The following is a 20495-nucleotide window of genomic DNA, read 5'->3' as shown; positions in this document are numbered from 1 at the left end:
ATATATTGTAAGTGAGTTTTAGGGGGAGTAATATTGAAATTCATATATTGTCCATTATGCGGAAGAAAACTTGAAGAAAAGTATAGTTGGGATGAAGGAGGGGTGCCGTATTGTCCAAAGGATGATATGTTATTTTTTGATGTTCCTAAACCCTGTGTGGTTGTTGCTATAATCAAGGAGAATAAGATATTATTACTTAAGCAAAGCTATATATATAAGAATTCAAAGGTTCTTGTATCAGGTTATGTTAGCCCAGATGAGAAGGCTGAGGATGCAGTTTTAAGAGAAGTAAAAGAAGAAACCGGCTTAATAGTAGATAACATAAAATATTTAGGAAGCGATTATGTTAAAGGTAAGGATTTGCTCATGCTTACATATATAGCTTACTACAAATCTGGAGAAATAGTGAAGTCTTCTGAGGTAGAGTGGCTTGATTGGAGTAATATCGGAGATGCATTAAATGAAATGAGTGAAGATGAAATAGGTAAGGCTGTTGTAAGAAAAGTACTAGAAGAGATAGGCTAATGTAAAAAGTATTATCTATGTAATATTTTGCATAATATTGTCATATAAATTAAATGAAAATTAATCTAAAAAAAATGACAAGTGAACACGGTTGTATTAAAATATAGTTAATTTTAATATAGTTGATTTTTAGATTTAATGAAAGGGAAAGGGGGAAATTAAATGACAGTAGGTAACAATAAAGAACTCAAATATGTACCTGAAATAAAAGGTTCACTTAGGAATCACCTGATAGAAATGCCAGCAGTTATAAGAGATGCTAGCGGAATAAAAATATTCGGTAAGAGGATAAAATCTTTAGTATTTACTACAGATGTAGCAATAATAAAGAATACAAATGCGGATGCAATAATTGCAGTATACCCTTTTACTCCTCAACCTATAATTACACAGGCATTGATGCTTGCAGCAGATGTTCCTGTATTTTGCGGTGTAGGAGGGGGAATAACTCAAGGAATGCGAGTTATTAATCTGGCTTTGGATGCAGAATTTAAAGGAGCAATGGGTGTTGTTGTTAATGCACCAACATCAAATGAGATTGTAAATAAGTTAAGAAATACAGTTGATATACCTATAATAGTTACAGTTGTCTCTGAAAATGATGACTTTGAAGGTAGGATAGAGGCTGGGGCCAATATTTTAAACGTTTCAGGTGGCAAGAATACTGCGGCTATTGTAAGAAATGTTAGAAAGAAATTCCCAGAGTTTCCTATAATAGCTACTGGAGGTCCTACAAATGAAAGTATAAAAGAAACTATACTTGCTGGAGCTAATGCAATAACATATACGCCGCCAAGTTCTGGAGAGATATTTAGCGAACTTATGGTGAAGTATAGAAATGATAAAGAATAAGAAGTGCAAAATATTCTTAATAAAAATAAATATACTTAAATAAGATATATAGTATAAAATGACATAAAATATTTTTAGTTTTATATTGTATATTTATTATAATGTGATATCATAATAGTTAAATTACTGAAAATTAAATATGTAATAAGACCTAGGGTAGAGGTGCTGTTTTTAAGAGTATTTATTTATAGCTGGCGAGCGATGAAGAATAAAAAAAGGAAAAACAGCCGAAGAAGAATGCTTGGCAGAGTTTTCTTCTGGTTGTATGCATAATATGTATATAACTGTCACTTTAAATTATTATGTCATACTGGCATGATAATATGAAGTGGAGAGCTACAAGGATTAATGAATTGCAATAAAATATTGTTATATTTTAAAATTATTTTTATAATAGAAATTCGTTTCTGCAATTTCACCTTAAAGCAAATTCTACCCGTCACAGATTTTTCTGTGACGTTTTTTACTATATAAAAATATTAGCTAGATATTGTGATTTATAGGCTTAAAATAGCTTCTTAGCATATATAGTAAAAAAGAAAATTTATGTGATTGCTACATTTTTTTATAAACATCAGAAAAGGCAAATACGTAAAAAATCATTGAAGAAGGTCACTTCAACTCACTTTTTATTCTTTATAGATTTATTTTTAGGATGTACATAAGCATACAAATAGGCTTAAATATGAATTCCAGTGAAAGAATAAGTAAGTATCATATCTACAGTAATAGACATATATAAATTTGGGGAGGAAATATAGATGAAATTGTTTGGAACTATGAGTGTTGAGGAAAATATATTAGAGATAGATGGAATTAGAGCTACTGACTTAGTAGAAAAATACTCTACTCCATTGTATGTTTTTGATGAGAACCTTATAAGACAAAATTGTAGGGAATATTACAATAGTTTTAATTGTGAAAGTGAAAATAATAGAGTTGCATATGCTGGTAAAGCCTTCTTAACTCTTGCTATGTGCAGACTTATCCAAGAAGAAAATTTATATTTAGATGTTGTTTCTGGGGGAGAGCTTTTTACTGCATATAAATCAGGATTTCCGTTGGAAAAGGTATATTTCCATGGAAATAACAAGACAATTGACGAAATTGAACTAGGTATTGAACTGGGAGTTGGAACTTTTGTAGCAGATAATATTATGGAAATTGAGTTTATAGATAGAATCGCTAAGAAATTTAATAAAAAGCAGCGCATATACCTAAGAATTACACCTGGTATAGAAGCTCATACCCATGAATATATAAAAACAGGTCAATTAGACTCTAAGTTTGGATTTGCATATATAGAAGATAATGTATTAGAAACTGTAAAGAAAGCATTAAGCTTTGAAAATATAGAGTTAGTTGGATTACATTGTCACATAGGGTCGCAGATTTTTGAGATTGATCCTTATGAAGATGCAACAGAAGTAATGCTAAGAATAATTAAAGATATTTATGATAATACAGGATATGCCATTAAAGAACTTGATCTTGGTGGAGGTTTTGGAGTATATTACAATAATGGCGATTCGCCAAAAACTGCATCTGTATATTGCAATGCAATATTAAATAAGGCTCGTTCGGTCTCTAGTGAATTAGGAATGGAAATGCCTATACTTACCATAGAACCAGGTAGGTCAATAGTAGGCAATTCAGGTATAACACTATATACTGTTGGCTCAATAAAAGAAGTACCTTCTATAAGAAAATATATTTCTGTAGATGGGGGAATGACTGACAATATTAGACCAGCTTTATATCAAGCTCAGTACGAATCTATAGTAGCTAATAGGGTGCATTCTGATGACGAAGAATCTATAACAATAGCAGGTAAATGCTGTGAGTCTGGAGATATACTAATAAACGATATAACTCTGCCAAAGGTTCACAGTGGAGATTTATTAGCTATAATGTCTACTGGAGCTTATGGATACTCTATGGCAAACAACTACAACAAAATTCCTAAAGCGGCTGTGGTAATGATAAGAGATGGTAAAGACAGGTTAGTATGTAAGAGAGAGACTTATGAAGATGTAATAAGTAATGAAATAATATAGTGGTGAGATATTGAGTTAAAGCAGAGTATCAATGTATGGGATACTCTGCATTTTTACTGTTAAGAAAAGTAAAATTTTTCTTTAGGAAATTATCTGTCCTGCCAGATTTTTCTCATATACATTCAGAAAGGTAGATGAACATAAAAATTCAAAAAAAAGTTCACTTCAGCAACTTTTTTATTGAATATTTCTATCAATTACATATTTACATAAATAATAAATAGGTATATCATATAATTCACACAATTAAATTTTATACAATTGCAATCAAATGTGAATGTTTTTTGCATAGCATTGTAATTTTTTATAATTATATGTTTATAATTTATAAAGAATTATGTATTATTTCCGTTGATAATTGCTTTAGCTAATTTTTATTACTATACATTAATTTTGATGTTAAGGAAAGGTTAATAAAGATATATAGTCTTATATATCTTTGGTAGGAAATCCAATAAAAATAAACATTTAAATTATGTATCTATAATACAAAAAAGTTTATATTATGATATACTTATATAAGGTATATTTTTAATTAAGGGAGACATTATGAAGCTATCTAAGGATATTATAATTGTAGATAGAATAGAATCAAATTTCGCCATTTGTGAACAAGAGGATAAAGTAATAAAAATAGATATGAAATGTATCAATGGGATGCCTAAAGATGGTGATATTTTGATTAAGAAAGATTCCTTTTATTATATAGACGAAGAGCTAACGAATAATAGGAAGGCAGTTGTAGATGATTTAATGAAAGGTATGTGGGAATAATGGAGAATAGTAATGCTAAAAGTCCAGTGATCAAGTTTTTTTTAGATTGGGTAGTTCCAATAGGTGCAGCTATAATTTTGGCAGCTCTTATCAATAAGTTTGTCTTATATAAGGTTTCAGTACCAACTGAATCCATGTATCCAACTATAAAAAAGGGAGATCAGATGTTTGTTACTAAGATATATAATTATAAAAACATAAAAAGAGGAGATATCTTAGTATTTTATTCACATGAGCTTAATGATTTATTAATAAAAAGGGTAGTTGGACTTCCAGGGGAAAGCGTAGAAATTAAGGATAATGGCGATGTATATATAAACGGTACTTATCTTGCAGAGGATTATGTAAAGAATCCGGAGAATAAGTCAGCAAGTTTCAAGATTCCAGAAGGAAAGTATCTTATGTTAGGTGATAACAGAGCAAATTCTGAAGATGCACGTTATTGGAATAATCCATATATTGATGCAAAGGATATACAAGGAAAAGCAAGAGTTATGGTATATCCATTTAACAGGATAGGCTTCTTAAAATAGTATATGTAATTTAGCATAACTTAGTAGAATATTATTAATTTATAAGACAAATGAAAAGAGGTGCAGATATGTTTAAAAATAATAAAAAATGGCAATATGCTATTATATATGGAATAATAGCGTTAGGATTGCTATTTGCTTTCAACTATACTAAGGCTGAAATGATGACAGAGGATATAACATATGATCAGTTTCAAAGTATGTTAAAGGATAAAAAAGTTGATACAGTAACGATAACTAATCAAAAGTTAACAATAATGCCTAATAAGGCAAGTAGCGATTACGGAAAGATATTGTATACAGTGAATTTAAACGATAAAGATCTTGTTAAGCAATTACAAGACTCTGGAGTAAAATACGAAGGAAAATTACCAGACAGATTTCCAGTTGCTGATTTGATATTATATTGGATAGGACCTTTAGTATTGATCTTTGTAATAGGAAGATTAATGGTTGGTAAGATGGATAAAAAGATGGGCGGAGGAGTGATGTCTTTCGGTAAGAATACCGCTAAGCTTTATGCTGAAGATGAAACAGGAAAAACCTTCGCAGATGTGGCAGGGCAGGAAGAAGCTAAAGAGTCACTTAAGGAAATAGTTGATTTCTTACACGACCCTAAGAAGTATCAGGAAATAGGAGCTAAGCTACCTAAGGGAGCACTTCTAGTTGGACCTCCAGGTACAGGTAAGACTTTACTAGCAAAGGCTGTTGCTGGTGAGGCAAAGGTTCCTTTCTTCTCTATGTCAGGTTCAGATTTTGTTGAGCTTTTTGTAGGTATGGGTGCCTCAAGAGTAAGAGATTTATTTAGACAGGCTGAGGAAAAAGCCCCATGTATAATCTTTATAGATGAAATTGATGCTATAGGTAAAAGCAGAGATGGTGCTATACAAGGTAATGACGAAAGAGAGCAAACATTAAATCAATTGCTTGCTGAGATGGATGGCTTTGATTCCTCTAAGGGTGTAGTAATACTAGGTGCAACAAATAGACCTGAAATACTTGATAAAGCTTTATTAAGACCAGGAAGATTTGATAGAAGAGTTATAGTTGATAGACCTGATTTAATAGGTAGAATATCTATATTAAAGGTTCATGCAAAAGACGTAAAGATAAGCGACAATGTAGACTTAGAAGCAATAGCTAAGAGTACTCCTGGAGCTGTAGGAGCAGATCTAGCAAACATAGTGAATGAAGCTGCACTTAATGCAGTTAAAAACAATAGAAAATTTGTACTTCAACAAGACCTTGAAGAGGCAGTAGAAGTTATAATAGCAGGTAAAGAAAAGAAGGATAGAATCCTTTCACCTAAGGAAAAGAGAATAGTTGCATTCCATGAAGTTGGGCATGCACTTGTTGCAGCTTTATTAAAGAATACTGATCCGGTACATAAGATAACAATAGTACCGAGAACTATGGGGGCACTAGGGTATACTATGCAGCTTCCTGATGAAGAAAAATATTTAGTTTCGAAAGATGAGATGTTAGATGAAATTACAGTAATGCTTGGAGGAAGAGCTGCTGAAGAGATTGAATTTAACATAATATCTACAGGAGCTTCTAACGATATAGAAAGAGCTACTCAATCAGCTAGAAGTATGGTTACTATATACGGTATGACAGAAAAGTTTGATATGATGGCACTAGAGTCAGTTAGCAATAGGTATCTTGATGGAAGACCAGTACAAAACTGTTCAGCAGATACTGCAGCTCAAATAGATGATGAAACTTTACAAATAATTAAGACTACTCACGAGAATGCAAGAGAGATATTAAGAAATAATAGAGATTTGTTAAATGATATATCAAATGAACTTCTTGAAAAAGAAACTTTATCTGGAGAAGAATTTATGGCAATAGTATATAATAAGTATCCAGAGTTAAAAGTAGAAAGAGAAAAGAAGGAAGCAGAGAAAAAAGAGCTTGAAAAGCTTGAAAAAGAGAAAAGAGATAGGAAAAAGAATGGAGAAGTTATTCAGGATTTGGTATTAGAATCAAGTTCTAAGGATAATATTCCAGAGTTAGCAAATGATAGTGTTATAGACAATGCAACTAAGCTTTAGAACTAACTATTAATTGAACAATTAGACTTTAAGTTTAAAACAAAGAGAAAGTTTCCAAAAGGAAACTTTTTCTGCATTAATTTAAGGAAGGTGATTTGAATGGAAGATATTACTTCAAGCAGGGAAAAAGAATTACAATTATTATTCGAGGAAGAAAAGCTAGATGAAACCTTAAGGATAATAAACCAAGAGATTTTAAATTACCTAGAGAAGCGTAAATACATATCAGAATATATATTAGATTACAGAAAAAATCATATTGAAGAATATAGAGATGATGAAGACAAAGTAATGGAATATTTTGATCATGAGAGATATGTTAAGGAAGAAGCTTTTAAGACGATAGATAGGAAGCTTAAGGAACTAACAATACTTAAAGAAACTCCTTACTTTGGAAAGGTATCATTTGTTGAAGAGGAAGATTTTTTAGAAACACTTTATATAGGAAGATTTGGGGTTACTCCTGAAGGAAGCTATGATCCAATAGTAGTAGATTGGAGAGCTCCTGTTGCTTCTTTATTTTATCATGGGAGTTTAGGTAAAGCTTCATACAATTCACCTGCTGGAGAGATAGAGTCTGAAATCAAAGAGAGAAGACAGTTTATTGTAAAAAAAGGAAAGCTTCAAGGCATGTTTGACTCTGCAGTAGATGTTAAGGACGATATACTACAGATGGTATTGAGTTCTAATTCTAGTGATAAGCTTAAAGATGTAATCATGACAATACAAGAAGAGCAGGATGCAATAATAAGAAGACCTAGGGAGAAGACCGTAGTAGTAAATGGAGTTGCTGGTAGTGGAAAAACAACCATAGCCCTTCATAGAGTAGCATATCTATTATATAACAATAGGAAACAACTTGGAGATAAAGTTTTAATACTAGGACCTAATGCTATATTTATGGAATATATATCAACAGTACTTCCAAGTCTCGGAGAAGTTGGTGTAAAGCAAGATACTATAAGCAATTTTATTATAAAGCAAATTAAGCTTAATGAAGAGATAATGGAATTCTCGAAATATATGGAAAAGGTTCTTTCTGGAGATAAGGAATTTATAGAAGATATAAAGCTTAAGAAATCTAGAGAATTTATTGATAAATTAGATGGCTTGGTAAAGTCTATAGAAGAAGAATATTTTAAGATAAAACCTGTAAAGTACTTTGGGGAAGAGATTGTAAGTGCAGAATACATTAAAAATATGTTCGAAAAAGATTTCTTATATATGCCTATTTTTAGAAGAAGTCAAAAAATTAAAAGAGTTTTAATATCTAAGATAAAAGAAAAAAGAGATGAAAGAGTTTGGAGACTTAATAAAGAAACGGAAGAATATAAAAAGAGTCTAAAACCAGATGATCGTCTAATAGAAGAAAATAATATAGAATTTAATAGAAAGATAAAGATAAGAGAGATAGTAAGAGAATTAATGAACTCTAGAGCTGAACTCGAAGAATGGATAGATAATGAATCTATATTTAATATATATAATAGATTTAATGGCTATAAGCAGCTTACTTCAGATGATTTAGCTCCTATACTTTATCTAATGATAAAGCTTGATGGAAAAAAATCAAAAAGTGATATTAGGCATATCGTTATAGATGAAGCTCAAGATTACAGCGAGCTACAGTTTAGAGCAATAAAAGAATTAACTGGTTGTAAGAGTATGACTATAGTTGGAGATACTAATCAAAGACTTGTAAATACAGAGCAAGAAGCAGCGATGTTGAGTATCGAAGCAATTTATCCAGAGGATGAAGTGGAGAATTACTCTTTAAACATTAGTTATAGATCAACAATGGAGATAATGAACTATGCTAATAAGTTCTTAAAAGAAGAAAAGGTAATACCTTTGGTAAGACAAGGAAAAGAAGTTAAATCATTAAATATAAGCTCAGAAGAAGATCTAGTGGATGAAATACTATTAGCTATAGAGGATTTTAAGGATGAAGGACTTGAGAGTATTGCTATTATAACAAGAAATGCTGATGATATGAACACAATATTCCCTAAGATTAGAGAGTTTGTTCCAGCGATTAAGTTTAATAGTGAAGATGTAATATACAACGGTGGAACTGTAGTTATACCATCATACTTTGCAAAAGGATTGGAGTTTGATGGGGTAGTAATTGTTGACTTGGAAAGTGATGTAGATAAAGAAGAAGATTTAATAAAATATGTTATGTGTACTAGAGCATTGCATATTCTTAAGGATATAAAAGCTAAATTATAATTCTAATAGGCTCTGTGAAAGTGCACCGTTAAAATTAAGTGGTCAGTAATCCGATGCTTTAATGAGCTTGCGCTAATAGCTCGCTCATAGAGTATCTAATTCTCCACCACTTAATTTGAAAAGTATTATTGAACGTAGATTGACAATAATATTAAATATACTTAAGATACCAATTATGTCAATCAAGTAGTATAAAACTTGAGCTTTTATGCTGTTTAGTGGATAATACACATATAAATCTAATAAATATACAGTTATTATAGAAAAATAGAAAGTTTTTTAATGCATAAAATGTGTAAGTTGGACATTTTATGCATTTTTTGTTGTATAAATAGTTATAAGCTTTTATTAAAGTAAAATATAGTGATTTCAAGTGTTTGTAATGAGTTTAATGGACAAACAGCTAAGAATAGATTACATATATCCCTAATAAATACATCAATATATTCGACGAAAATATGGGTGAAAAAATATTCCATAGCATAATATTTTAATGAATTAAGAAAAAAACTCCTAAAAGATTGCTTTTATAATATATCTAAACGATTTAATAAATATACATTTACAAATGTTTAAGAATTATTAAAAAATACTTGCATAAAAATAAATAATTAATGTATAATTATACTCAGTTAAAGGAATAATACATAATCTAATTTGGGAAACAATAAATGTTGTAATTATAGGAAGGGGTTTTAAAATGAAAAAAGGTATATTAAAAACAGTGTTAGCTACTGCCTTGGTTGGGATAATGGCATTTAGCGTGGTTGGATGTTCTAAAAAAGATAGTACTACTAGTGCGGTGGATAAAATTAAAAAAGCAGGTAAATTAGTATTAGCTACTAGTGCTGATTATCCTCCATATGAATTTCATAAATCTATAAATGGTAAGGATACAATAGTAGGTTTTGATATTGAAATAGCTAATGCTATAGCTAAGAAGCTAGGTGTAAAAGTTGAAATAAGTGATATGAAGTTTGATGGTTTAGTAGCTGCTCTAAAGACTAATAAAGCTGATTTAGTAATAGCAGGTATGAATCCAACAGCAGAAAGAAAGCAGAGCGTAGATTTCTCTAATATATACTACACAGCAACTCAATATGTAGTAGTTAGAGCTGAGGATAAAGATAAGTACAATTCATTAGATGCATTAAAAGGTCAAACTATAGGAGTTCAGAAGTCATCAGTACAAGAAGGCCTTGCAAAGGACCAAATAAAGGATTCAAAACCTAATTCTGTAGGTAGAATTCCTGATGTAATTCTTAACTTAAAGAATAAAAAGGTTGAAGCAGCAGTGGTAGAAGGACCAGTTGCAAAGCTTTATGTTCAAAAGAATAGTGATCTAGCAATAAGCGATGCAAAGTTCGATTTAAAAGCAGAAGAACAAGGATCAGCAATAGCTGTGGCAAAGGGTTCAGACGACTTACTTAAGATCATAAATGATACTATAGACGAGTTGAAGAAAGATAATAAAATAGATCAATTAGTAGTAGATGCTGCTAATGCAGTAGAACAATAATTTTACAAGCTGAAACAACTAATGATTAGCAAGTTGTAGTGTTTGATTAAGAAAAGACCAAAATGCAATAAGCATAAAATGGGGCTGTAATTAATTTGGGGATATATTAATAATGTGATTAAGATATAGTAGGTAGGGGTGCCTGCTATATCTTAGATTATTGGAGGTAATCGGGTTGGGTTTTATAGATATTTGGAGCAAGTACCATAATTTCTTTATAACAGGAGCAAAATATACAATAATAATAGCATTTTTCACTGTAATAATAGGTACGTTAATCGGACTTTGCTTAAGTTTAATGAAGCTTTCTAAGAATAAAATATTGAGATTTATTGCATCTATATATATTGAGTTTATAAGAGGAACTCCTGTATTAGTTCAGTTGTATCTTATATTCTATGGTCTGGATTATGTAGGAATACATTTTTCAGGTATAGTTTCAGGAGTAATAACTCTTTCAATTAACAGTGGTGCATATGTAGCAGAAATAATAAGAGCAGGAATAAATGCAGTAGATAAAGGACAGACAGAGGCTTCAAGAAGTCTTGGACTTAGTCATGCTGCTACGATGAGGCATATAATAATACCTCAGGCTTTAAAGAATATATTGCCAGCTTTAGGTAACGAGTTTATAACAATAATAAAGGAATCATCAATAGTATCTGTTATAGGAATAGCAGAATTGATGTATGAAGCTGATACTGTAAGAGGTAATACTTTTGAACCTTTTACTCCATTAATATTTGCAGCTATAATTTACTTTGTTATGACATTTACACTATCTAAGTTAGTTGGTGCATTCGAAAGGAGACTGAGAGTAAGTGATATACGTTAATAATCTTCACAAATATTTTGGTAAAAATGAAGTCTTAAAAGGAATCACTGACCATATCGAAAAAGGTGAAGTGGTTGTTGTAATAGGCCCAAGTGGTTCTGGTAAAAGTACCTTCTTAAGATGCTTAAACCTGCTTGAGGAGCCTACAGATGGAGAGATAATATTTGAAGGTAACAATATAACAGGAAAGAATGTAGATATAAATAAGATAAGAGAAAAGATGGGGATGGTATTTCAGCAGTTTAACTTGTTCCCACATAAAACGGTCTTAGACAACATAACCCTAGCACCTATTAAGGTTAAGGGATTAAGTAAAGCTAAAGCAGAAGAAGTAGCTTTTAAGCTACTAGACAAGGTTGGTCTTAGAGATAAAGCTACTGCTTATCCTGCGTCTTTGTCAGGGGGACAAAAGCAGAGAATTGCAATAGCTAGAGCCCTAGCAATGGAACCAGATGTGATGCTTTTTGATGAGCCTACTTCAGCTCTTGATCCGGAGATGGTAGGGGAAGTTCTTAATGTTATGAAAGGACTTGCTGCTGAAGGTATGACTATGATAGTGGTAACTCATGAAATGGGCTTTGCAAGAGAAGTTGGAGATAGAATAATATTTATGGATGGTGGAGTTATAGTAGAGCAAGGAAAACCGGAAGAAATATTTGACAATCCTCAAAACTCAAGAACTCAAGATTTCTTGTCAAAAGTTCTTTAGTAAGTGATACATCTAAAGATGTACCACTTCAATCAAAAATATATTTTCAAAATCTATCTATTTTCTTAGAGGAGGATTTGAAAATGTCAATTTTAGTGAGAAGTGGCACATCTATATTTCAAATTCTCTCTTGAACTTTAGAAGAGAGAATTTGAAAATTATAATATGTGTTTATATACGATATTGGGCAAGATCAATTTTAGTATTTAAATATTCAATTTTAGATTTCTATAAATTCTTATTGTGATAGAAGTTTAAAATTGGATAATTTAAAGCCTGTGCTTCGAGATAATATAGCTTGCATAGCAAAAGACGGGTCAGTTAGAAATAATTAATTGCCAACCCAATAACAGATTTCAAATTTAGTATTACTTTTAATAGCTCTATATTTATCTGATCAATAAATATAGAATTAAAATAAGTTATATTTTGGTTTGAACTCTGTACTGTTTTTAATATAAACCCCAGGAACGCTGTTCATGTTTAATGAGCAGCGTTTTTACTGTCTAGGAAATTATAAAGAGATTTTTTATTTTAACCTAATAATATCAAGGCTGTAGAGAAGCTATTTAGGGTAAACAAAAAAAATTATATCGGCTGCCAAAATTTTTTCACATACATTCAGAAAAGGCAGATGCGCAAAAAAAGCTAAAACTAAATAAATATTAAATAAGTTGAAACAATTATACATTTATATAGTATCTAGCATTATTATAATATATAATAATTGATGGCCATAAGAGGAGTGGTTAGTTTATTGTTAAAGAAAAGTTACAAAGTATCATCAATTGAATAGCTAAGATGTTTTTGCAATATTAATCTTAGATGGTATAATAAGTAAATATGGTGGCGAAATTAGTTTACTATTAATTTAATTTACACTTGTCCGAAGTTGTAATAAACCTGTAACAAATATACCTTTGAATAAGTATAAATTATTAATTGATGTGAAAATATATCATTTTAAGGCTATAAGTATTTGCAAAGCTTATATTCTAATGAGTACAAGCAAAAGACTAAAGGCTATCAATCAAGCTAGGTATGAATAAATATAAACAAACGAGGTGATGTGATGAATAACAAGATTTTTTCAGAAAAGATTAAAAGCTTAGTAAATGTAATTTTAATTCCATTAATTTTTGGTGTTATATATATGCTAAAATCTATGGTTTTTTTAGCTATGTTAAGAACGCCTGGTTCTTCTTCCTTGGATTTTAAGAGGATGTATTTTACACCTCCTCCAATATGGGCACACATTGCTTGTATAGTACTACTTCTTAGTATAAGCTTCTTGTTTAAACACAAGGGAAGAATTAGATATTTAATAATATTAGATGTACTTATTAGCATACTTCTATTAGCAGATATTTGGTATTATAGAGTTAACGGAACCTTTTTGTCTTTAAGACATATAATATATCCTAAATTATTTAACCCTCTGAACAAAAGTTTATTTAGGCCAGCATTTATAGATATATTATATTTTATTGATTTTATAGCCATAGCTGCAATGTGTATTAAGCTTAAGAGTAAGATAAAAACTCGTGAAAGAAATATATTTGCTTTTGCATTTACCCTTGTAGTGGCAGTTGTAACCTTAATTTCATCTTATTATTATATAGATGTTATTGACGGAACAAAGGGAGAAAAGATGCTATTTAGAATAGCCTGGGCACCTTTTCAGACTATGTCCAATATGAGTCCACTTGGGTACCATGGCTATGATATTTATAAGACTCTGCATGAAAAGAATGCAGTTAAGCTTTCAGATGACGATAAGCAAGAAATAACTCAGTGGTTTAATGATAACAAAGAAAACATACCAGACAACGAATATAAAGGTAAGTTTAATGGTAAAAACTTAATTTTTATTCAAGTGGAGTCCTTAGAAAACTTTGTTATTGGACAGAAAGCATACGGTCAAGAGATAACTCCAAACCTAAACAGGCTTATAGGAAACAGTTTATATTTTAATAATATTCACGAGCAAAACAATAACGGGACAAGTTCAGATGCTGATCTTATGGTAAATACTTCAATACTACCAATAAGACAAGGAGCAACCTTCTTTAATAATCCATATACTCCTTATACTACATTACCAGATCTAGTTAAGGCTAAAGGGTATAGTACTGTTTCTACTCATCCAGAGGTTGCAGGAAATTGGAATTGGAGTGAGGTACATAGAGGATCATTGGGCTTCAATGATATTTGGGATATAAGTAGATTTAATGTAAATGAAGTAATAGGGCTTGGAATATCTGACGGATCATATTTAAATCAAATTGCAGATAAGTTAAAGGATGTACCTAAGCCATTTTATTCTTTTATGGTTACTCTTACAAGTCATGGTCCATTTGATATACCAGACCAATACAAGCTTTTGAATCTGCCTCAAGATTTTGATAAATCAATATTAGGTGCATATTTCCAAAGTGTTAGATATACAGATGAACAAATAGGAAAGTTTGTAAATAAGCTAGATCAAGAAGGTATATTAAAGGATTCTATCGTTGTTATATATGGAGACCATACAGGAGTGCATAAGTTCTATCCTGCTCAGCTTAAACAAGTTAAGTTTGAAGGAGATTGGTGGCAAAAAGACGATAAGGGAATACCTTTCATAATATATAGTAAAGATTCAAAGGGAGAGACTATCTCAAAGGCTGGAGGTCAGATAGATTTCTTACCAACAGTATCATATCTTATAGGTATAGATAGAAATAAATTTGATAGTAGTACAATGGGAAGAGTCCTTGTTAATACAAATAGAGATGCTACTATATTGAATTACGGACAGATTGTAGGAACCCCTAAAGATGATAAAGAGAAAAAGCATCTAGAGGATGCCTTAAAGATCGGAGATCTATTTATTAGAGGTAAATACCTTAATAATAAATAACATAGCAGTAAAAAAGCTTCAGGAAAGTATTTTTCCTGAAGCTTTTTCGCTAAAAATTCTGTAATATATTCTCTCTTTTTACTCTTTATTTTAATAGCATTCTTAATATTAAGGTACATAAGATTTATAAAAAGTGAATGGTTAAATAAAGAGTAAAACTGTACTGTTCGAACGTAGTGAGTTTACAGTTTTAGCCATGTAATATGACAGAATCATATTAATTCTTTGCGTAAGCTCATTAAGGCATCGGATGATTAACTACTTAATTTCAACACAATACTTTATCAATACATTTATTTTACCTAAAATCTTTATCTACGGTTATAACGCAGTTATATTGAGGATGTGTTTGCTTTATAGCATTTGTAATCTCTGATTTTAGTTGTTCTTCGCTCATTATCTTATTAAGCTTAGCAGAATGAACCACTATATCAAAAATAAGATTCTTTTTTTCGCCCTCGCCAACAATTCTAAAATCATGCATTGATTTTATTAGTGGGTTATATGATATTATTTTATCTAATTCTTTTTTTGCTGATTTGATTTCTTCATTTTCCATACAAATTGGATCCATATGTATAACCAGATAAATTTTAAGCTTTTCTGATAGTTCTCTTTCAGCAGTGTCTATTATATCGTGAATCTTCATTATATTTATATCTGAAGGGATCTCGGCATGAATCGATGCCATACATCTTCCAGGTCCATAATTGTGTATTATTAAATCATGTACTCCTGTAACATATTCATAAGAAAGAACTCCTTCAGTTATAGAGTCTACCAGCTCATCATCGGGTGCTGAGCCAATAAGTGGATTCATGGTTTCTTTTACAAGAGAAAAACCAGAGTAAAGTATTACTAAAGCAACCACTATACCTATATATCCATCTAGAGGAAACACTGTGAATCTAGCAATAAAGAAAGATATAACTACTACGCTAGTTGTAAATACATCACCTAAAGCATCTAAAGCTGAAGCCTTTAAAGCAGAGGAATCAATTTTATCCCCTATTGATTTGTTAAACCTACTTAACCATATCTTAAACAAAATCGACACTAACAGTAGTATGAAAGGTATCCATTCAAATACCACTGATTCAGGATGGAGAATTCTTTCAAAAGAAGATTTTACAAATTGAAAGCCTACTAACATCACCATGAATGCAACTATTAGAGCAGATATATACTCAAGTCTCCCATGTCCAAAAGGATGTTCCTTATCTGGAGGCATATTAGAAAGCTTAATGCCAACTATAGTTACTATAGAAGAGGCAGCATCTGAAAGGTTGTTAAAGGCATCAGCCATTATGGAAATACTGCCAGTTAAAATCCCAACTGTTAGTTTTATAGTAAAAAGAATAAAATTGACTACAATGCCTACTACACCGGCAGCATAACCTAATTTAGTCCTTATTCGCTCATTTTTATAATTAGTACTGTCTTTCGAAACGCTTTTTATTAGGTAGTTAGTGATCATAGCTTAGCCTCCATTAAAAAATAACAATATAAATAATTTATTGTTTTAGCTTATATAGTAATATAATATATATGCTTATTATTAAAAGTTTTAATAAACATATTCTATGAATAACTTTAATTACTAAATTATTCTTTGCTATATCAATTCTATGTGGTTTATAGTTTTTTTTCAAGAAATAAATGCTAAAAAAGCAACTTATAAATTAAGGTTCCCTATAAGTACAAACTTAAGTAAATAATTGCTATTATTATATAATGTTTAAGGAATTAATTACGATAAATAATTAGGTATAATTAAGCAGAATTTGTTATAAGGTGTTATAATAATGGTATATTTAGCACATGAAAAAATATAAGTTCCAATATAAAATGTAATAAGTAAATTTGAGGAGTAAGCATATGAAGAAAAAGTTTTTAACGGCGCTTATAGTATCAACAACAATAACTTCTATGGTATTGACGGAAGAAGCTGTACAAGCATTAGGGGCAGAACAAAGTAGTAGTACTCAAAATACGAACTCACAACAAGAAAGTCTAAAAACTACTGATACTCCAGTTCTAAATGGGATAAAAGTCAATAAGCAATTAATAAATATAAACTACTCTGTAGGTATATCAATAGCACCAAAATACATAGTAATACATGATACAGACAACAGACAGTTTGGTGCTAACGCAATGGCTAACAGAAATTATTTTGCAAACCATCCAGAAGCAGAAGCCTCAGCTCATTATACTGTGGATCAAAGTAATATAATCCAAGTGCTAGAAGACAATTGGAGAGGTTGGCACTGTGGAGATAGATATAATCCTATAATAAATAATTCTAATACTATAGCTATTGAATTATGTGTAAATGTAGATAATAATTTTGATAAAACCTTGGAGAATGGAATTGCGCTTACAAAATACTTAATGCAGAAATATAATATTCCTGCAGAAAATGTGGTAAGGCATTACGATGTTTCCGGTAAGATATGCCCTAAGATGATGATTAAAGACAGACCGGAATTATGGACATACTTTAAGCAGGTAATTTCAGGACAAAACCAAGGAAATTCAAGTTCCGCAGATACCCCAGCTAAGGCAAAGGGGACTCTAACCAATGTATCTTCGTCTCTAAACATAAGAGAGAAGGCTAGTGGTACTTCAAATGTTATAGGAAGCGTTGCTAAAGGACAAAATATCAATATATATTCAGAAGATAATGGTTGGTATAAGATTGATTTCGTTAAAGATGGACAGAAACAGTATGGATATGTAAGCAAGAACTATGTTGTAATAACACAAGGATCATTAACTTCTTCAAATAACTCTTCAAGCAACCAGTCATCTAATAATAGCTCAACTGGAGGCTCAACGAGTGGACAAACACCAAGTGGAAATCAACAAAATACTCCTAAGAACGGAAAAGTTACCAATATATCTACAAGCTTAAATGTCAGGACTGCTGCTTCTTCAACAGCAACTATAATAGCTTATTTAAAAAATAATACAGCAGTAAAAGTAAACTATGAACAGAATGGCTTTTATAATGTAACTTTCGACGGCAATAAAACTGGTTTTGTTAGCAAGCAATATATTGCTATAGAGAATAATCAAACGACCCCTATTACTAATACCTCAGCCACTTCAAATACAACTACTCCAACAAATCAAAATGGAGCAAGTACTGGTAATAATAGTAGTACTCAAGTAACTGTAAGAAAAGGTAAGGTTATAAATATATCTACATCTCTTACTATGAGAACAGGGGCAGGTGCTAACTATGCTGCATTAGCTTATCTTCGCAATGGTACAGAGGTTGATATAAAAGGACAGCAAGGTGATTGGTATAAGATTGCTGCTAGTGGTAAAGAAGGATATGTTTCTAGCAAGTACATACAAATAACAAGTACACAAGTTACTACTACACCTACAGCGAGTCTTTCTTCTAATACTACTGCTCAGACTTATAAGATAGGTAAAGTTATAAATGTATCTACTAACCTTAATGTAAGGCAGAGTGCTTCTACTAGCTCCTTAATAATTGGATATTTATTAAATAATGCTACTGTAAGTGTTAAGTCTCAATCAAATGGTTGGTGTCAAATTGAATTCTCAACTAGTACTGGGACTAAACAGGGGTATGTCAAAGCAGAGTATATAAAAGTTTAGGTGTTCAAATCTAAAAATTTATATATTCTTCGCAAATAATTCTACATATAAAGTCTTGCAAGATGAACTAAATACAGAAATATTAAATGTAGGAACTTGATTGAAGTATATATATTAGGAAAATGTATTATATAATAATGTTACTATATTGAGACTTCACTGCTTAAGATATGTATATATAAAGTAGTGAGGTCTTAATTTTATAGTAAAGTAGCAGATCACTGACCACTTAATTTCAACACAATCCATTTTTTACTATCTAGGAAAATATATTGTTTTTAGCTAAACCGAGTGATATCAAGGGCTTAGAACTGGTAGTTAGAATAAATGGTAAAAAAAGAAATCTTATTAGCTTGCCAGATTTTCTTCACATGCATTCAGAAAAGGCAGATGCGCAAAAAAACTCGCTTCAGCGACTTTTTTATTGAATAATTTGATAATGTAGGAAATATTAAATATAATAAATTAAGATACTATAAAACGGAGAGGTGAAATTATGGAAAAGCAAATAGCACAAGAGCTTATAGATTTTATATATGAAAGTCCAACTGCATTTCATGCGGTATATAAGGTGAAACAAATATTGATTAATGAAGGCTTCCAGGAGCTTAAGGAAGAAGATAGATGGGGTCTAAAAAAACAAGGTAAATATTTTGTTACAAAAAATGATTCTGCGATTATAGCCTTCAAGGTTGGAAATGGAAAGATTGCAGAAAGTGGGTTTAAAATAATAGGTGCGCATACTGATTCGCCTACCTTTAGAGTTAAACCTAACCCGGAAATAGAAGCTGAAAGTAATTACGTAAAGTTAAATACAGAGGTATATGGTGGACCAATACTAAATACTTGGTTTGATAGACCGCTTTCAATAGCTGGTAGAGTAACCCTAAGAACAAATAATACTCTATTCCCTGAAACTAAACTTGTAAATATAAATAGACCAATCCTTGTTATACCTAACTTAGCTATCCATATGAATAGGGACGTAAATGATGGAGTTAAGCTAAATAGACAAAAGGATACATTGCCATTGCTTGCAATGGTCAATGATAAGCTTGAAAAAGGTAAATATTTAATCAATATAATAGCAGAGGAGTTAAAGGTTGAAAGTGAGAACATATTAGACTTTGATTTGTTCTTATATGAATTTGAAAAGGGCTGCATAATGGGCTTGAATGAAGAGTTTATATCTTCATCAAGACTAGATGATCTAGCCATGGTTCATGCAGGAATAAAGGCTCTTACAGGAACAGAAGCAGCTATGGCTACAAATGTGATGGCTTGCTTTGATAATGAGGAAGTGGGAAGCTCAACTAAGCAAGGAGCTGACTCTGAGCTTTTGGCACATATATTGGAAAGAATAGTTTTATCTTTAGGCGGAGATAGGGAGTATTACTTTAGAGCACTTGCAAAGTCCTTCTTGATATCTGCAGATTTGGCTCATGCAGTTCACCCTAACTATGGAGAAAAACATGATCCAGTACTTAAGCCAGTTGTAAACGGAGGACCAGTTATAAAGATAGCTGCATCTCAAAGCTATACTTCTGATTCCAATTCATCAGCTGTTTATGAAGAAATATGTAAGAAGGCTGGAGTGCCTGTTCAGAAGTTTGTAAATAGGTCAGACTTAAGAGGAGGTTCAACAATTGGACCAATATCATCAACTCATCTGCATATAAGATCAGTTGATATGGGAACACCAATACTTTCTATGCACTCTGTAAGAGAGTTAGGTGGAGTAAAGGATCATTATTATTGCATAAAATCCTTTGAAGAGTTTTATAAGATATAAATTAATACTACGTAAAAGCCGTAAGTTAGATTACATAACTTACGGCTTTTTGCTTTAATCAGGGTTAAA

At 31.1% G+C, this 20495-nt stretch carries 14 protein-coding genes and 1 riboswitch; of the genes, 13 read left to right on the top strand and 1 reads right to left on the bottom strand.

Annotated elements, in window-relative coordinates; all coding sequences use genetic code 11:
- Positions 1-33: 33 nt before the first annotated feature.
- From C1I91_RS25985 to C1I91_RS25935, 11 genes are all read left to right on the top strand, one after another.
- The gene (locus C1I91_RS25985) at positions 34-525 is read left to right on the top strand and encodes an NAD(+) diphosphatase (protein ID WP_128215529.1); all 492 of its coding nucleotides are present in this window, start codon (positions 34-36) and stop codon (positions 523-525) included.
- A gap of 162 nt (positions 526-687) precedes the next feature.
- Positions 688-1377 (top strand): beta/alpha barrel domain-containing protein, encoded by a 690-nt coding sequence (locus tag C1I91_RS25980; protein WP_128215528.1) that lies wholly within the window; start codon positions 688-690, stop codon positions 1375-1377.
- A 149-nt stretch (positions 1378-1526) separates the two neighbouring features.
- Positions 1527-1724, top strand: a riboswitch (Lysine riboswitch).
- A 414-nt stretch (positions 1725-2138) separates the two neighbouring features.
- Positions 2139-3434, top strand: coding sequence for a diaminopimelate decarboxylase (gene lysA, locus C1I91_RS25975; protein WP_128215527.1), 1296 nt, complete (start codon positions 2139-2141; stop codon positions 3432-3434).
- A gap of 549 nt (positions 3435-3983) precedes the next feature.
- The gene (locus C1I91_RS25970) at positions 3984-4208 is read left to right on the top strand and encodes a DUF3006 domain-containing protein (RefSeq protein ID WP_128215526.1); all 225 of its coding nucleotides are present in this window, start codon (positions 3984-3986) and stop codon (positions 4206-4208) included.
- Positions 4208-4741 carry a signal peptidase I gene (gene lepB / locus C1I91_RS25965; protein ID WP_128215525.1) on the top strand — a complete coding sequence of 178 codons (534 nt, stop codon included), beginning with the start codon at positions 4208-4210 and terminating at the stop codon, positions 4739-4741. The genes C1I91_RS25970 and lepB overlap by 1 nt, the downstream gene beginning before the upstream one ends.
- Before the next feature lie 68 nt (positions 4742-4809).
- Positions 4810-6801, top strand: coding sequence for an ATP-dependent zinc metalloprotease FtsH (gene ftsH, locus C1I91_RS25960; protein ID WP_128216113.1), 1992 nt, complete (start codon positions 4810-4812; stop codon positions 6799-6801).
- Between the two features lie 99 nt (positions 6802-6900).
- The gene (locus tag C1I91_RS25955; RefSeq protein ID WP_128215524.1) at positions 6901-9033 is read left to right on the top strand and encodes a HelD family protein; all 2133 of its coding nucleotides are present in this window, start codon (positions 6901-6903) and stop codon (positions 9031-9033) included.
- A 700-nt stretch (positions 9034-9733) separates the two neighbouring features.
- On the top strand, positions 9734-10552 hold the full coding sequence (locus C1I91_RS25950) for a transporter substrate-binding domain-containing protein (protein ID WP_128215523.1): 819 nt from the start codon (positions 9734-9736) through the stop codon (positions 10550-10552).
- Between the two features lie 175 nt (positions 10553-10727).
- Complete coding sequence (locus C1I91_RS25945) at positions 10728-11387, top strand: amino acid ABC transporter permease (protein WP_420808444.1); 660 nt, start codon at positions 10728-10730, stop codon at positions 11385-11387.
- Positions 11374-12096, top strand: coding sequence for an amino acid ABC transporter ATP-binding protein (locus tag C1I91_RS25940; protein WP_128215522.1), 723 nt, complete (start codon positions 11374-11376; stop codon positions 12094-12096). Before C1I91_RS25945 ends, C1I91_RS25940 begins: the two co-directional genes overlap by 14 nt.
- 1072 nt (positions 12097-13168) lie before the next feature.
- Positions 13169-14998 carry an LTA synthase family protein gene (locus C1I91_RS25935; RefSeq protein ID WP_128215521.1) on the top strand — a complete coding sequence of 610 codons (1830 nt, stop codon included), beginning with the start codon at positions 13169-13171 and terminating at the stop codon, positions 14996-14998.
- 298 nt (positions 14999-15296) lie between these two features.
- Here C1I91_RS25935 and C1I91_RS25930 read toward each other — a convergent pair whose 3' ends face one another.
- Positions 15297-16475 carry a cation diffusion facilitator family transporter gene (locus tag C1I91_RS25930; protein WP_128215520.1) on the bottom strand — a complete coding sequence of 393 codons (1179 nt, stop codon included), beginning with the start codon at positions 16473-16475 and terminating at the stop codon, positions 15297-15299.
- 401 nt (positions 16476-16876) lie between these two features.
- On the opposite strand from C1I91_RS25930, the gene C1I91_RS25925 reads away from it, so the two are divergent.
- Together C1I91_RS25925 and C1I91_RS25920 are read left to right on the top strand one after the other, a co-directional pair.
- Positions 16877-18634 (top strand): N-acetylmuramoyl-L-alanine amidase, encoded by a 1758-nt coding sequence (locus C1I91_RS25925; protein WP_128215519.1) that lies wholly within the window; start codon positions 16877-16879, stop codon positions 18632-18634.
- A gap of 496 nt (positions 18635-19130) precedes the next feature.
- Positions 19131-20426 carry a M18 family aminopeptidase gene (locus tag C1I91_RS25920; RefSeq protein ID WP_128215518.1) on the top strand — a complete coding sequence of 432 codons (1296 nt, stop codon included), beginning with the start codon at positions 19131-19133 and terminating at the stop codon, positions 20424-20426.
- Positions 20427-20495: the final 69 nt, after the last annotated feature.

It is taken from the genome of Clostridium manihotivorum (genome assembly GCF_004015185.1).
Taxonomy (GTDB): domain Bacteria; phylum Bacillota; class Clostridia; order Clostridiales; family Clostridiaceae; genus Clostridium_AR; species Clostridium_AR manihotivorum.
This window is presented reverse-complemented; position numbering and strand designations above follow the sequence as displayed.

Coding starts and splice junctions, on each gene's coding strand:
- C1I91_RS25980 (WP_128215528.1), top strand. CDS start 688: ATGACAGTAGGTAACAATAAAGAACTCAAATATGTACCTGAAATAAAA.
- lysA (WP_128215527.1), top strand. CDS start 2,139: ATGAAATTGTTTGGAACTATGAGTGTTGAGGAAAATATATTAGAGATA.
- C1I91_RS25970 (WP_128215526.1), top strand. CDS start 3,984: ATGAAGCTATCTAAGGATATTATAATTGTAGATAGAATAGAATCAAAT.
- lepB (WP_128215525.1), top strand. CDS start 4,208: ATGGAGAATAGTAATGCTAAAAGTCCAGTGATCAAGTTTTTTTTAGAT.
- ftsH (WP_128216113.1), top strand. CDS start 4,810: ATGTTTAAAAATAATAAAAAATGGCAATATGCTATTATATATGGAATA.
- C1I91_RS25955 (WP_128215524.1), top strand. CDS start 6,901: ATGGAAGATATTACTTCAAGCAGGGAAAAAGAATTACAATTATTATTC.
- C1I91_RS25950 (WP_128215523.1), top strand. CDS start 9,734: ATGAAAAAAGGTATATTAAAAACAGTGTTAGCTACTGCCTTGGTTGGG.
- C1I91_RS25935 (WP_128215521.1), top strand. CDS start 13,169: ATGAATAACAAGATTTTTTCAGAAAAGATTAAAAGCTTAGTAAATGTA.
- C1I91_RS25930 (WP_128215520.1), bottom strand. CDS start 16,475: ATGATCACTAACTACCTAATAAAAAGCGTTTCGAAAGACAGTACTAAT.
- C1I91_RS25925 (WP_128215519.1), top strand. CDS start 16,877: ATGAAGAAAAAGTTTTTAACGGCGCTTATAGTATCAACAACAATAACT.
- C1I91_RS25920 (WP_128215518.1), top strand. CDS start 19,131: ATGGAAAAGCAAATAGCACAAGAGCTTATAGATTTTATATATGAAAGT.